The sequence below is a fragment of the Streptomyces sp. ID05-39B genome (assembly GCF_033794725.1).
Taxonomy (GTDB): domain Bacteria; phylum Actinomycetota; class Actinomycetes; order Streptomycetales; family Streptomycetaceae; genus Streptomyces; species Streptomyces bobili.
On the sequence record NZ_JARGEF010000229.1, the window covers coordinates 1 to 12,988 of the forward strand.

Annotated in this window: 10 protein-coding genes and 2 pseudogenes; 5 read left to right on the plus strand and 7 right to left on the minus strand. The window is 69.4% G+C overall.

Annotated features, from left to right (window positions below; genetic code table 11):
• Window positions 1-764: hypothetical protein (locus P1P75_RS33105; protein ID WP_319262534.1), on the plus strand; the 764-nt coding region annotated here is incomplete at its 5' end.
• 540 nt (window positions 765-1,304) lie between these two features.
• Here P1P75_RS33105 and P1P75_RS33110 read toward each other — a convergent pair.
• The 7 genes from P1P75_RS33110 to eccB all read right to left on the minus strand — a co-directional run bounded on the left by P1P75_RS33110 (window position 1,305) and on the right by eccB (window position 8,994).
• Complete coding sequence (locus P1P75_RS33110; protein ID WP_086766439.1) at window positions 1,305-1,607, minus strand: WXG100 family type VII secretion target; 303 nt, start codon at window positions 1,605-1,607, stop codon at window positions 1,305-1,307.
• Between the two features lie 77 nt (window positions 1,608-1,684).
• Window positions 1,685-2,023, minus strand: a complete 339-nt coding sequence (locus P1P75_RS33115; RefSeq protein ID WP_319262535.1) for a WXG100 family type VII secretion target — start codon at window positions 2,021-2,023, stop codon at window positions 1,685-1,687.
• Between the two features lie 93 nt (window positions 2,024-2,116).
• Complete coding sequence (locus P1P75_RS33120; protein WP_319262536.1) at window positions 2,117-3,223, minus strand: S8 family serine peptidase; 1,107 nt, start codon at window positions 3,221-3,223, stop codon at window positions 2,117-2,119.
• A 202-nt stretch (window positions 3,224-3,425) separates the two neighbouring features.
• Window positions 3,426-5,207, minus strand: a complete 1,782-nt coding sequence (locus P1P75_RS33125; protein WP_319262538.1) for a hypothetical protein — start codon at window positions 5,205-5,207, stop codon at window positions 3,426-3,428.
• Window positions 5,207-5,641, minus strand: a complete 435-nt coding sequence (locus P1P75_RS33130) for a hypothetical protein (RefSeq protein ID WP_319262540.1) — start codon at window positions 5,639-5,641, stop codon at window positions 5,207-5,209. Before P1P75_RS33130 ends, P1P75_RS33125 begins: the two co-directional genes overlap by 1 nt.
• Window positions 5,642-6,154: 513 nt before the next feature.
• Complete coding sequence (mycP, locus tag P1P75_RS33135; protein WP_319262548.1) at window positions 6,155-7,360, minus strand: type VII secretion-associated serine protease mycosin; 1,206 nt, start codon at window positions 7,358-7,360, stop codon at window positions 6,155-6,157.
• A 107-nt stretch (window positions 7,361-7,467) separates the two neighbouring features.
• Window positions 7,468-8,994, minus strand: coding sequence for a type VII secretion protein EccB (eccB, locus tag P1P75_RS33140; protein ID WP_319262542.1), 1,527 nt, complete (start codon window positions 8,992-8,994; stop codon window positions 7,468-7,470).
• A gap of 198 nt (window positions 8,995-9,192) precedes the next feature.
• On the opposite strand from eccB, the gene eccE reads away from it, so the two are divergent.
• The 4 genes and pseudogenes from eccE to P1P75_RS33155 all read left to right on the plus strand — a co-directional run.
• The gene (gene eccE / locus P1P75_RS33145) at window positions 9,193-10,527 is read left to right on the plus strand and encodes a type VII secretion protein EccE (protein ID WP_319262544.1); all 1,335 of its coding nucleotides are present in this window, start codon (window positions 9,193-9,195) and stop codon (window positions 10,525-10,527) included.
• A 95-nt stretch (window positions 10,528-10,622) separates the two neighbouring features.
• Window positions 10,623-11,324 carry a hypothetical protein gene (locus P1P75_RS33150; RefSeq protein WP_319262546.1) on the plus strand — a complete coding sequence of 234 codons (702 nt, stop codon included), beginning with the start codon at window positions 10,623-10,625 and terminating at the stop codon, window positions 11,322-11,324.
• A 447-nt stretch (window positions 11,325-11,771) separates the two neighbouring features.
• Window positions 11,772-11,900, plus strand: a pseudogene (locus P1P75_RS42105) (SCO5717 family growth-regulating ATPase); the annotation flags it as partial.
• A gap of 411 nt (window positions 11,901-12,311) precedes the next feature.
• Window positions 12,312-12,988 (plus strand): annotated as a pseudogene (locus tag P1P75_RS33155) (topoisomerase II); the annotation flags it as partial.

Genomic DNA, 12,988 nt, shown 5'->3' on the forward strand with positions numbered 1-12,988 from the left:
TCTCTCCTCCCGGCCCCACCCTTGCCGCGTGGTCAGCCGACGCCCTGCCCCCGGCAGTCGCTGGAACCTCAGCCACCCCTACCCGCGGCTCCACCCAGGCCCAGGATCCCGCCGCGGCCGCTGATCCCGCCGCCACCGCCTCCTCTTCCGCCGGCCCCTTCCTCAGACGGCTGACATCGCGCAGAGAGAAACTGATGAAGCCTCGCCGCATGACTTCAGAAAAACCGCGACTTGGTGCGGTCGGCGGGCTCACGGCGCTTGTCCTTCTTCTCGCAGCGTGCGGCAACGACGACCAGAAACGCGACTACGCGATCCCTCACGCCCTGTGCGACATGACTGTCGACAGTGAAGCCCTCGCTCGCATCCTTCCGGGGGGACAGGAAATCATTGCCAAGGACAGGTCCTACCCAGGCACCAAGGGCTGTCAGGTCATCGTCGACGGCGTTCTGATCGTGACCGCAGTTCAAATGTGGGTGGAAGAGGGCCGGACAGCCGCCTCTGTCGCAGCCGACCAGTCCATTGGCACTCTCGACCGATCGGCGAAGGAAGGCCGGTACCAGTACTCGGGGCATGAGGCATACGGCAAGACCCAGGGTTGCGTTGACACGAAGTACAAGCAGGAGCTTTACGCCGTGATCCAAGCACCGAGCTCCAAACGCTCTGACCCCAACGCGATGAAGCGCCTCATTGTCTCCTTCACCAAGAGCGTCGAGGAATCAGCCGAGTGCACGTCGGGCGCCGGACGCGTTGCTGCCAATCGGTGATGTCGTCCGAGGGTGCCGTGAAGGATGACCCACGGAACCGCAGCGGCGATCCAGATGAGGCGTGAGGAAGAGCAGACTCGTACTGTTGGCCACACTGCTGCCGACGTCACAAGCAGCCCATGCCCTACCGATGGTGGGAACGGACACCATTGCGGTGAGTCCTCCGAAGCGGACGCCGAACATGAAAACTCTGGACCAGGCCCCCGGAGGGCTCGCCTGGCTCGTCGGCGCAACGCCCATTCGTCCACCTCTCGCCGTAGGAACCGCCCTGTCGGGATGCTCCGACGGTGAGGACAGGGAGTGCGCGCGCTGCCTGAGTCGTTGTGCGGGGGCATCGTAGAACCGGACCTGCTGACACCGTTCCTGCCACCAGGAAACAAAGTTTCCATTCGGCCGCCCAGGCCCAAACGGTGGATCCAGCGCTGCAGTGTCAGCACCGACCAACCCGAACAATGCGGGCAGGAGGCGGGGCAACGGAAAAAACCAGGGTGGGCACCTCCCGTGCGTGCCCACCCTGGCTTCTTCTACGACTTCGCGCTTCTACTGGAAGTAGCTCGCGCCCTTCAGGTCGCCGCCGCGGTAGTCGCCGCCGGCCGTGTGGACCTTCTGCGAGATCTGGACCAGCGCCGTGTGGATGCCCCGCGCGTGCTTGTTCCACTCTTCGCTCTTGCCCTGGAAGGTCTGGAACGCCTCGCCGCCCCAGCCCGCGGACACGTTGAGCACGGCCTGCCTCAGGGCTTCGAGGTCCTCCTCGAGCTTCTTGGCCTGGTTGCCGAGCTCGGTGGCGAGCGCGTCCATGGTGCCGTAGGTGACGGCAAGCTCGTCGTAATGGGCTCCGGTCATGTTTCCTCGTTCCTTGATGGATTCAGCCGGACTGCGCAGCCCGGACAACGGTGTTGCTCAGTACCGCCGATGACCCGTCAGTAGCTGTTCAGCGCCGACGTCTTCCCACCGAGGTCCTCAACCGAGATCTGCTTGAGGTCGGCCTCGATCTGGTCCTCGAGGTTGCGCTTGTCGGTCTTGTTCATGTGGATGCCCTCAAGGAAGTCGTCGAGCATCTTGCCGATCGAGACCATGTGGCCGTTGATTTCGGTCTGCTTGGTGTTGAACGCGTTGGCGCCCTGCCCCGTCCAGGCCTTCTCGATCATGTCGATCGTGCCCTGAAGCTTCGCCAGCGATCCCCGGATGTTGTCGTACCGGTCGATCACTTCCGTCTGGAGCCTCTGTACGTCGCCGTCATTAAGCTTGCGGTCGACCATTGCGGCACTCCTTTTCGTGAGAGCTGTGGTTCTGCTCTGTGTGCGTCACCGCACCAGAACGGTTGTGTGTGACCGGCCTTGGCAGGTCGGTCGTCATGCGCCCCGCCGTGAACGAACCACGGCGAATGCGCCACCGCCGATCACCAACACGGCCGCCGCGGCCCCGAGGGCCACCCACATCGTGGAGTTGTCGTCGGAGGAGTCCGAACTCGATCCTGCCGCTGAAGTCTGGCCGCCTGAAGCGTTTTTCGGCGGCTGTGACGAGGTTGATGCGGACGGGGAGGGCGAGGTGTTCGCGTCTACACCTGTGACACCCCTCGCGTTTTCTTTCGCGAGAGGGTCGGTGCCAGCCGCGCCCGGATTGAAGTTGCTGTCCTCCAGCACCTTGCGGGGGCGGATCAGTCCGTATCCGAGGTACGTGCTCGGATCGTCCTTGGCCCAGTCGCGGCCGGCTGTTTCGATCAGGCTGGCGAGGACCTGGTTCGCCGTCCAGTCGGGGTGGGCGGACCAGATCAGGGCGGCGGAGGCGGAGGCGATGGCGGTGGCTTGGCTGGTGCCCTGACCTGTGCAGTACGAACGGAAGGTGTTGTCGCACCAGGTGGGGACGTTCAGGCCTGGAGAGGCCAGGTCTACGTAGTTGCCATACTCGGAGAATTTTCCGACGGTTCCCTTTTCGTCTGAGGCTGCGACGCCGACGACGTAAGGGTAGGCAGCGGGAAATCCGATACGATTCTGCCCTTCCGCATCGTTACCGGTGCCGGCAACCATCAACTTCCCCTTGGACTGGGCGTATCTTATCGCGGCCTGAACGTCCGACCTTTCGATGTACTCACCGAAGGACATGCTGATGATCTTGACATCGCTGTCCGCGATTTCCCTGATGACTTCGGGAAGGGGGGGAGCCTTCTCTTTCTCCCTCTCATCCTTCATGTCCTTCATCCCGATCCGAAAAGGAACGATCTTCGCCCCCGGAGCGAGTCCCTTCAGACTGCCTTGGGCACCGGTACCGGCAATCAGTTCCGCCATGCTCGTACCGTGGCCGTCATAGTCCTCAGTCGCCTTATAGCCGACCGTTCTCGGTACCTCGCCCACAAGCACCTGTCCCTTAAGGGAGGGCGTATCAGGGTTGACACCCGTATCCACAACGGCAACCTTGACGCCCTTGCCCGTGCTCACCTTCCACATTTCATCGGCCTTCATCGCCGACAGGTACCACTGCTGGGACTGGACGTCAGCGGCCGAAACACTGGGAGCCAGACCTGCAGAGAGGACTACCAAGGTGCCAAGCGCTGCACAAACGGCGGAAAGCCGTCTCCCGTTTCGCCCCGTGAAAGACGCGCTCCGCCCGCCGCGCCGGCTGATCCCTGCCACCATGCCTCTGCCTGTCCTCGCTCTTGTCCGGTCAGTCGGTCGGCGGCGCGTCATCGCGCCGCTCGTCTCGGCGCGAACGTGTCTCGCCGGAGCCCTGATTGCGCGCGGAACCACGCGTCACGCCCGGACCGCTGGGCGTACTTCCGCTACTCCTACTTCCGGCAGCTCGACCTTTCGGCGTTCCGACCACGCCTTCAGGGGGGCTGCTGGCAGAACGGCGAGCCGGTTTCCCAGCGCCCGTGCCCTGTGTCGAACCGGATGTTCCGATCACCCCACGCTGGCCGGGCCTCTCGCCCGTGGCACGCGAGGTACGTGCGCCTTCACCGCCGACGACCGTTCCCCGCGGCATTCTTGAGCCGTTGGTACCCGGCACCCCACCAGTGACAGGCCTCCCGCCCACGACACCATCGCCGGTACGCCCGGCACCCGTACGCCCAGCGCCTGGACGCGCAGGGTTCGAAGCACCTATGCCAGTTACCGGATCCCGGGGTGTACCCCCGGAGCGTCCGGCAGCCTGCCCTCCGGCCTTCGGTACCCCGCCGACCACGCCTCGCCCCATAGGACCGGCGCCACGGCCACCTGCCTGCCCAGGCGCGGAGGCACGTCCCATCGGGTTCATTGGACCGGCGCTACGGCCGCCCGCTTGACCTGGCGTGGAAGCGCGTCCCGTCGGTCCGATGGGACCAGTTCCCGAACGTCCCGCCGCGGTGCCGCCGTGCACACCACCGACTCGCCCCTGAGCAGAGGTAGGAAGCTTGCTACCCGGCACGCCGCCAAACCCTGTGGTACGCCCGGCCGTCCCTCGAAAGGTGGGAGGTACGCGAGAGGCAAACGGAGGCACGGTTCCCGTTGGAGTTCCGTTCGGTCCTGCAGTCGAGGGCGGCGTGACGGTCGTCGGCTTCGTCGTGTCCTGAGGAGGCAATGTACCGACACTGTCGATCTCCGTGCCCACATGCCGTTCAGGATTCACCACAGGGACGTCTACGTCCTTGTGAGATACCGGCAAGTCCACCGCGCGTGGTCGTTCCGCCCCGGCGTCAACAGAGTGACGGCGCGTGATTCCCGAATCGCCCGCCTTCTGCAGGGGGGTTCCCCCCGTTCGCCCCGGTTGATCTTCCCTTGGATCGTAGCCGGGCGGCGGAGGCGGCACCCCCACATCCGGCATCTTAGGAAACACCGGCTCCTCGGCCAGCTGCATCATCCCGCTGGACACCGTGTAGAACGACGCCAGCCGGTACATCTGGTTGATCGCCTCTTGGCGGTCCTTCTCGGCCTTGACCGCCGCCGCGTAGTCCTTGTTGCTGTCGACCTGCGCGGGCATCGGGATCTCGTCGACCGTCTTGCGGACCAGGCGGGTGTCGCGCGGCGGCATGGACTTGCGTACGGAGGCGAGGCCGGAGCCTGCCGCCAGCACCTGCGTGCCCACTTCGTCGGCATAGGTGGCGAGCGCCTGGGCAGTGGTGGTGAGGTCCATGCCCCACTTGTAGAAGGCGGTGTGGGCCTCGCCCTCCCAGTCGACAGCGCCCAGGTTGCGGCTGAGTTCGTTGGCGGCCTCGTTGATGGCGTCCCGGGCGTCGACGAGGGCCGTGGCCGCGGTCTCCAGCGTTTCCGGACTCGCCGACTCGACGATGTCGATCATCTGGTTGAGGTCGTAGCCCTCGAAGCTGGTCTTGCCGAAGCCGGCCGGACTGCCGGGGGGAGGCGGACTGAAGAAGGCGGCCCTGTCTTTGAGGTTGTCGATGCTGGAGTTCTGCTGGGCCGCGTCCTGGCGTTCCGCCTGGTAGTTGTCCGGCTTCTTGTTTCCGCCGCTCATCAGTACCCCGCGTCCGTGTGGTCGGCGTCGTTGTCACGCTTGAGGTGTTCGTTGAGCATCTCGTCGCGTTCCTGGTTGACCTCGGTCCGGATCTCGTGGAACCGGTACCGGTACTCGTCTTCGAGATTGTCGAAGGTGACGTCCACGCCGTGGACGGCGATCTGCATCGCCTCAAGTTGAAGGCCGAGCGACTTGGAGAGCGTCGTGATGCGCTCGTGGACGCGCTCGTACTCCAGGTGGAGCGTCTTCGCTTCCGGGAAGTTCCCCATCCCGAAAGCGGTCTCTGACAGGCTGTGCGTCGCGACCTTGGACGAGCCGCCCGCCGAGTCCTCGAAGGCGGTCAGCAGGTCGTCCACGCGCTTCTTGAACGTCGAAAGCGCCATCAGGCCACGCCGTACGTCGGCGGCACCACCGCCCATGTCTGCAGGAAGCACGAAGCTTTCCCTCCCCGTTGTCCGCGGCCGTCCTGAGCAGCCCACGCTTCTCAAGTGTTCATGACCGCAACATGACCACTGTAGTGACTTCCTGCGACAGCCCCAACTGTCATATGAAACAGCTTTGCTACTACCGGCCGCGGCTTCACGGATTCTTCACAGGCGGTAACAGGCGTCACCTGGGCCGCCGTTGCTGCGCCGACATCGGACGGCGGCCGGCCACTCGTCCACTGTGACCATGACCACTACCAGCCGCGCAGCTCACTCTCCGTCGCAGGGACTATGAACGTGGGGACGGCTTCGGATCACCGCTCATGGACGGACCCGACCATCCGCACCAGGATGGATGCCTCGACGGCTAGTCGGGGCGGGTGGTTGGTTCCGGGGCCGTGCTCGGTGTGTGGGCGTGGTAGGTGGGTGGCTGAACGAGTAGTACGCAGGGTCAGATCATTCTTGGTATTTCCAGAAGGTTCGGGATATTGGCGGCCTGATATCACTCGCCTTTGATGCCCCCTACTCCCCTCCCGTCACCCTCCGCGTTCGCCGTCGTGCGTCCCGGATCGCCACCGCTGTTCCGCCGAGGCCTGCCACCAGGACCGCCGCTGCCACGGCCACGTACGTGGCGAGGCGGGCGTTGCGTTCGTCGGGGGTTTCGCCGATCTGGAACTTCGCGGCCGTCGGGGGCTGGGCGCGGGTGAGGCCGTCCTGGGGGTTCGGGGACTCGATCGGGTGGTCGTCCTCGGTGAGGGCGCGGACGGGGTCCACCACGCCCCAGCCGACCAGGCGGTCGTGGCCGGCGATCGTGCGTTCCGCGGTCTGTTCGATCTGGGCGACGACCTGGGCGGCGGTCCAGTCGGGGTGCCTGGCCTTGATGAGGGCCGCCACGCCCGCGACGTACGGCGCCGAGAAGCTCGTACCGTTGTCGGAGCAGTGGCCGCCCTGGGGGACGGTGGAGATCATGTCGACGCCGGGGGCCGCCACGCCGACGAAGTCGCCGGACTGGGAGAACGAGGCGCGCTCGTTGTTGCGGTCGGAGGCGGCCACCGCGAGGACGCCCTTGAAGGAGGCCGGGTAGGTCTCCTTGACGTTGCCGCCGAGGCCGTCGTTGCCCGCCGACGCGACGACGACGATCTTCTTGGCCAGTGCCTCGTCGATCACACTCTTCAAGCCGGAGTCGGGCCGGACCGCCTTCGAGGTGTCCTGGGAGATGTTGATGACCTGGGCCCCGGCCGTGATCGCGTGGCGGATCGCCTGGGACAGCGTTCCGGTGTCGCCGTGGCCCTCCGCGTCGTTCTGCTGGATCGGGATGATCGTCGCCTCGGGGGCGAGACCGACGAAGCCGGTGCCCGCGACGGGGCGGGCCGCGATGATGCCGGCGACCTTGGTGCCGTGGCCGACGGTGTCGGTCGTGCCGTCCTCCTTGCCCCGCTCGATCGGGTCGCCGTTCTCGTCCTTGATGCCCTTCGGCAGGAGGTTGCGGCCGCTCTTGGCATCGACCGCGCCCGCGAGCTGCGGGTTCTTGATGTCCACGCCGGTGTCGATGACCGCCACCCGCACGCCCTTGCCCTTGGACCGGCTCCACAGTTCGTCCAGGAGGACGCGCTGGAGGGACCACGGGCGGCCCGGGTACAGGCCGTTGGGGAACTGGCACTGGTCCGAGTAGGGCAGCTTGCCGGCCGCCTCCGCGGGGGGTGCGAGGACGGTTGCCGTCGTCAGCAGCGTCGCGGCCGCCGCCAGTGTCGTACGGAGTGCTGCTGCGGGGGCCAGGTGAGACCTGCGAGTCGTACGGAGCACTGTCGTCCGAAGCTGCACTGTCGTCCGCCTCCTCACGAGCCCTGCGGCTGACGTGCCGCGGCCGTCGACAGGCGCGGGCCGGTCGGCAGGAACTCCGACCAGGCGGCGGGGATCGGCGCCGGGTCCACGTCCTTGTAGCCGAGGCGGTTCTGCGCCTGCTGTGCCTCCTGCTCGAGCTGCTTGCGCTCCTTGGCCGTGGTGCCGATCCCGGCGTCGTCCGTGGCGCTGTCGGCGTTGGACTGCAGGACGTAGCGCAAGCCCGTGTCGGTGACGAGGAACACCGGGCCGGTCTTGGTCTGTTCGCCCTGGAACTGGCGGTAGAGCTGGCCGGAGCCGGGGGTGACGTAGGCGCTGGAGGATCCGGTGGGCAGCTTGGCCGGGTAGTCGGTGCCGACCCAGGTGCTCAGGGTGGTGGCGCCCGAGCCGGCGTCGACGTCGCGCAGGACGTTGCAGATGGTGCTGCGGCTGCCGGAGGCCGCCGACGCCTCGTTGACGGGCGCGGGGTCGCCGGTCGGCCAGTTGTGCTCGGTACCGAACGCCTGGCCCGGCACGATCGCGCCCGGGCTGACCTCGTGGGCCTGGCCGGCCTGGCCGAGCGACGCCAGGTCCTCGCTGAACAGCAGCAGTTGGGCGATGAAGGCGGAGACCGGGGCGACCCGGCCGGGCAGTACCACGTAGTACTGCTCGGTGTTGTTGTCGAAGGCCTTGAGCACCATGCCGACCTTGTTGACCGACGCGTCCAGCTGCCCGGGTGCCCCGGCCGCCGTGCCCGGCTGCCCGGTGATCTTCGGGAAGCTGATCGCGTCGCCGGGGTGCAGGGTGGCCAGCCATTCGTCGGAGACCCGCTGGGGCTGGCGGCCGGAGCCGACGACGGCGCGCAGGAGCAGCTCGTCGCTCTTGTCGATGGGGTACACGGCACCGCTCGCGTCCACGACGTGGCGCTTGCCCCGCGGGTCCGTCACGTAGAGCAGCTGGCCGCCGCGCAGGCGCCCCTTGTCGTCGGTCACCTTCATGTCGCGCGCTGAGAGCACCAGCGCGGCCTTCTGGACGGAGCCGCCGCCGCCCGCGCCCGGACGCTCGCAGACCACCCAGCGCTTCCCGGTGCCCGCCTCGGAGGACGGGGGCAGCCGGTCGGGGGCGTACGGGATGCCGATGGTGACGCCGTGCGGGATCTTGCCCTTGTCGAGGACGGACTCGGCGACGGTCACGACGTCGCCCTTCCCGTCGGCGAGGAGCAGCTTCGCGGAGGCCATGTTGAGCACGGGGTGGAGCTGGACCTCGCCGTCGGTCTTGAGGACGACGTACCGCGTCGTCGACTTGCTGGCGACGATCACCTTGGCGTTGGGTTCGTCCCAGCCCTTGGGCGCGGTCGGCTTGAACATGCCCCACGCCCCGAAGACCGCCATGACGATCACGCCGACGATGATGCCGGGCAGGACCGAGCGCAGCGGTCGCGGCGCTCCCTCCTCGGAACCGTCCGGCGACGACTGGAGGAAGGCCGCGAGCATGCGGCGCTTCGCGAAGGTGTAGGCGTTGAGCTGATCGCGCCGGGATGCCATCTGTCTGTGTCTCTCCCCGTTGTCCGTCCGGGCCGCACGCGCGCGTGACGCGGTCCCCCGCCGCCGATGTCGGAGCGGCCCCCTACTATGCCTGGTATCCGCGCGGACTTGGGGAGCGGGTAGGGTTCCCGGGCCGTCAAGTGCCCTGTGGGGTGCTGGAATACGGGCGAGTCGTGAGCAGAACGGGGAGATGGAGTGATGGCTTCGGGAACGCGCGTGCGCTCCGGTGGCCGGTCGCGGACGCGGGGCTCCTCGGCCTCCGGGCCGCAGCCGGCGCGGTCACCGCAGGCGCCACAGCGGTCGGCGGCGCCGGGGGCGCTCCAGCTCAAGGTGCGTTCGGGGCACGCCGGGGCATTCCGGTTGCAACGCCTCGTCCTGTGGCAGGTCGCGGCCGCCGTGCTGCTGGTCGGCTGGGCGATCGGGCCCGTGGCCATGGGGGTGGCCGGTGTCATCGCCGCGGTGCTCGTGGTGCTCTCCGTGGCGCGCCGCCGCGGCCGTTCGCTGCCGGAGTGGCTGGCCACCGCGCGGGCACTGAAGGTACGCCGGCGACAGGCCGCCAAGCTGGAGATACCGCCGGGGACCGAGCCGGGGTTCGCCCCGGCGCTGGAGTGCGACCCGAGCCTGCGCACCCAGGAGTACGGCAGCCGTGACCGGCGGCCCGTCGGGATCGTCGGCGACGGCACGTTCGTCACCGCGGTCCTTCAGGTCGAGGCGGACGCGACCGCGCTGCGGGCCGAGCGCAGCCGGCAGCCGCTGCCGCTCGCCCTGGTGCACGACGCGCTCGACGTGGACGGCATCCGCCTGGAGTCCGCGCAGATCGTGCTGCACACCCAGCCCGCCCCCGCGCTGCACCTGCCGCGCCAGTCCGTGGCCGTCGCCAACTACGCGCCCCTCCAGGAGCAGACCGGCGCACCGGCCGTACGCATCACCTGGATCGCGTTGAAGCTCGACCCGGAGCTGTGCCCGGAGGCCGTGGCCGCGCGCGGCGGCGGTCTCACCGGCGCGCAGAAGTGCGTCGTGCGGGCGGCCGATCATCTGGCGAGCCGGCTGACCGGCGCCGGGTTCCGTGCCACCGTGCTGGACGAGGAGGGGCTGACGGCCGCCCTCGCCACCTCGGTCTGCGCCAACCCGCTGGTGACGGCGGAGGCCGGGCGGACCGGGGCGGTGGACCGGCGCACCGAGGAGTCCGGCCGGAGCTGGCGGTGCGACAACCGGCGGCACACGACGTACTGGCTGCGCCGGTGGCCCGCGCTGGGCGGTGACGGCGGCCCGTCGCTGCCGCAGTTCGTCGCCCTGATCACCGCCATCCCCGCGCTTGCCACTACGTTCAGCCTGACCCTCGCGCGCGGCGAGCGTCAGGAGGTGTCCCTGAGCGGACACGTCCGGGTGACGGGACGCAGTGACGACGAACTCGTGGCGGCCCGGCGCGCGGTGCAGGGCGCGGCCCGGCACACCGGCGCGGGGCTCGCCCGCCTCGACCGCGAACAGGTGCCCGGCATCCTGGCCACACTGCCCCTCGGAGGTGTTCGGTGACCGCGACCCCGACGACCACGACACGGACCGGAGCGCCGGAGCCTTCCCCCGGCACGCCTGGCACCCCTGCCACCTCTGACTCCCCCGGGCGCCGCTTGCTGCGCGCCGGCTTCGGACTGGTCGGTCCGCGGCACGCGCGGCACTCGGTGTCCGTGGAGCAACTGGGCGCGCTCGCGCTGCCCATCGGCGACGACGGCGTCGTCATCGGCGTGGACGCCGAGGGACGACCCGCCGTCCTGGGCCTCAACCGGCCCACGCCCTACGACGTCGTCCTCATCGGAGGTCTGTGGACCGCACAGGTGCTCGCGCTCAGAGCGGCGGCCACCGGGGCCCGGGTGGCCGTGGAGACGGGCCGGCCGCAGGCGTGGGCGCAGATGGTGCACGCCATGGGCGGCGGGCAGAACGGCCTGGCGGTGTACGAGGTCGGCCGGGTGCCCCCGCAGGGCGCGTCGGCGGGCACGCCGGTGCTGGTCGTGCGGGACTGCGGGATGCGCCCGCCGCGCGGCCGTGTGGCGTCCGGGCCCTGGCAGGCCGTGCTGACGCTGCTGCCGTATCTGTCCCCGGTCGCCCCTCGGCTGCTCCGGCAGGCCCGTCTCGTCGGCGTGCAGCGGATCTCGCCGGACGAGTCGGCGGAACTGGGCCGCGCGCTGGCGCTCCCGCGCGCGGACGTGGATGCCCTGCCCACGCTCGCCGACGGCTTCACGCTGTGGTGCGCCGACCGCGACCGGCAGTACGTCATGACGCAGCCCACGGACGCGGAGATCGGCCTGCTGGGCACGCCTCGGCGCATGGACTGAGGCGACTTTCCGGCTTCCCGACCTTCCGGGTTGCCGGGTTGCCGGGTTGCCGGGTTGCCGGGTTGCCGACCTTCCGAGTTGCCGGGTTGCCGTCACTTCGGCCTCCTTCCCTCCTCCCTTCGTGATCCTTCCGTGCTTCCCGCCTTTCCCATACGGCAGTTGTGACGTTATGGCCGGTTTGCCAGGTGGTCTGACGCACACGCGCTCACTCGTCGGGAAGCCGGGGACGTGATGGACTGGTGCCGAGGGCGGGCGGGCCTGCCTGGGCGCGGCATCTCATGATTAGGCTGGTGCCGGGCGCGATGCCGGAAACCGTGGGGTGGGCGTCGGCGTCCCGGGGGAGGGCCGGCACTTCGGACGACCCCTGACCGCCTCGGACCACTGCGTACGACGAGAAATGGTCGCCCCCGCACGGCTTGAGGGTGCGCGACCACACCAGGAGGAACTGTGAGCAGCGATCGGGACGGGATCCGCGGGGGCTGGGCCACACCCGGCGATGACCAGCCCGACGCGGAGTCCGCCATCGAGACGACGGGCGAGTTCACCATCGACTACGCGCCGCCCGCTTGGTACACGCAGAACGCGGCGGGGGACTCGGGGTCGGGGACAGGATCGGGGACCGGGCCGGGCACACAGCCCGGGTCGGAGTCGGGCGCTGGACCGGGCGCGGGTCCCGGCACGGGAGCGCCCGGCGGCCCGGGGGGCGGATTCCCCGCCGGTGACCCCATTCCTGGGCTGGCACCACCGGCCCACGCGAATGCGACCCCGGGTACGCCGTACGCCCCTCCGGCTCCGCCCGCGCCTGACGCTCCCTTCACGCAGCCTGCGCCTGCCGCACCGGTGGCCGGTCCGGAGGCGCCGTACACGCCGCCCGTGGAACCGTCTCCTTCTCCTTCCCCGGAGGCGCCTTTCGCTCCGCCCGCGGCACCTGCCGCTCCCGTAGCCCCGGCGGCTCCCGCAACGCCCGCCGGCAAGCCTCCGGTCGCCGTGCCCCAGTTGCCGACGGACAGCGGATTCGAACCGCAACAGCCGCAGCCACCGCGGCCCGAGCAGCCACAGCCCGCGACGCCGCCCTCCGCCGAGGACGAGGACGGTTCCGGGAACGGCGATCTGGAGAGCGGCGCGACCATGCGCTTCTCGTCGGTCGCCCTGAAGCGTCAGATCGCGCAGCACGCCGAGGCGTCGGCGTCGCCAGCCGCGACCGGCAGCGAGGCCGAGGCGGACGCCCCGGCCGACGCGGCGGACGACGAGGCCGTGAACGACAAGGTGAATGAGGGCTCCGAGGCAGAGGCCGAGGCGACCGACACCGAGGCCGTGGCCGGGGAGGTCGAGGACGGGTTCCGGCAGTCCGATCCGGCCGCCGAGGGGGACGCGGCTCCCGCAACCGTGTCTCCCGTCGCCGAGACCCCGGACGAGGAGTCGGCGCACGGAGACCCGGCGGACGACGTGCCCGCCGCCGAGCCGGACGCCACGACGGAGACCGGACCGGAGCCGTCGCCCGCCCTGCCCGCGGAGGCGGCATCCGCCCCCGACCCTTCGGACGCCGTCCCGGCGGACGCGGCCCCGCCCGCTCCGCAGGGCCCCGCGCCGGTCGCTCCGCCCGCCTGGACTCCCCCGCCGACCCCGCAGAGCGGGCTGCCGCCGCTGCCGCCGTCGTACCAGCC

What these genes read in the sequence shown, in the direction of transcription:
- eccE (WP_319262544.1), top strand. Translation starts at nt 9,193, where the DNA reads ATGGCTTCGGGAACGCGCGTGCGCTCCGGTGGCCGGTCGCGGACGCGG.
- P1P75_RS33120 (WP_319262536.1), bottom strand. Translation starts at nt 3,223, where the DNA reads ATGAAGGCCGATGAAATGTGGAAGGTGAGCACGGGCAAGGGCGTCAAG.
- P1P75_RS33125 (WP_319262538.1), bottom strand. Translation starts at nt 5,207, where the DNA reads ATGAGCGGCGGAAACAAGAAGCCGGACAACTACCAGGCGGAACGCCAG.
- P1P75_RS33110 (WP_086766439.1), bottom strand. Translation starts at nt 1,607, where the DNA reads ATGACCGGAGCCCATTACGACGAGCTTGCCGTCACCTACGGCACCATG.
- eccB (WP_319262542.1), bottom strand. Translation starts at nt 8,994, where the DNA reads ATGGCATCCCGGCGCGATCAGCTCAACGCCTACACCTTCGCGAAGCGC.
- P1P75_RS33115 (WP_319262535.1), bottom strand. Translation starts at nt 2,023, where the DNA reads ATGGTCGACCGCAAGCTTAATGACGGCGACGTACAGAGGCTCCAGACG.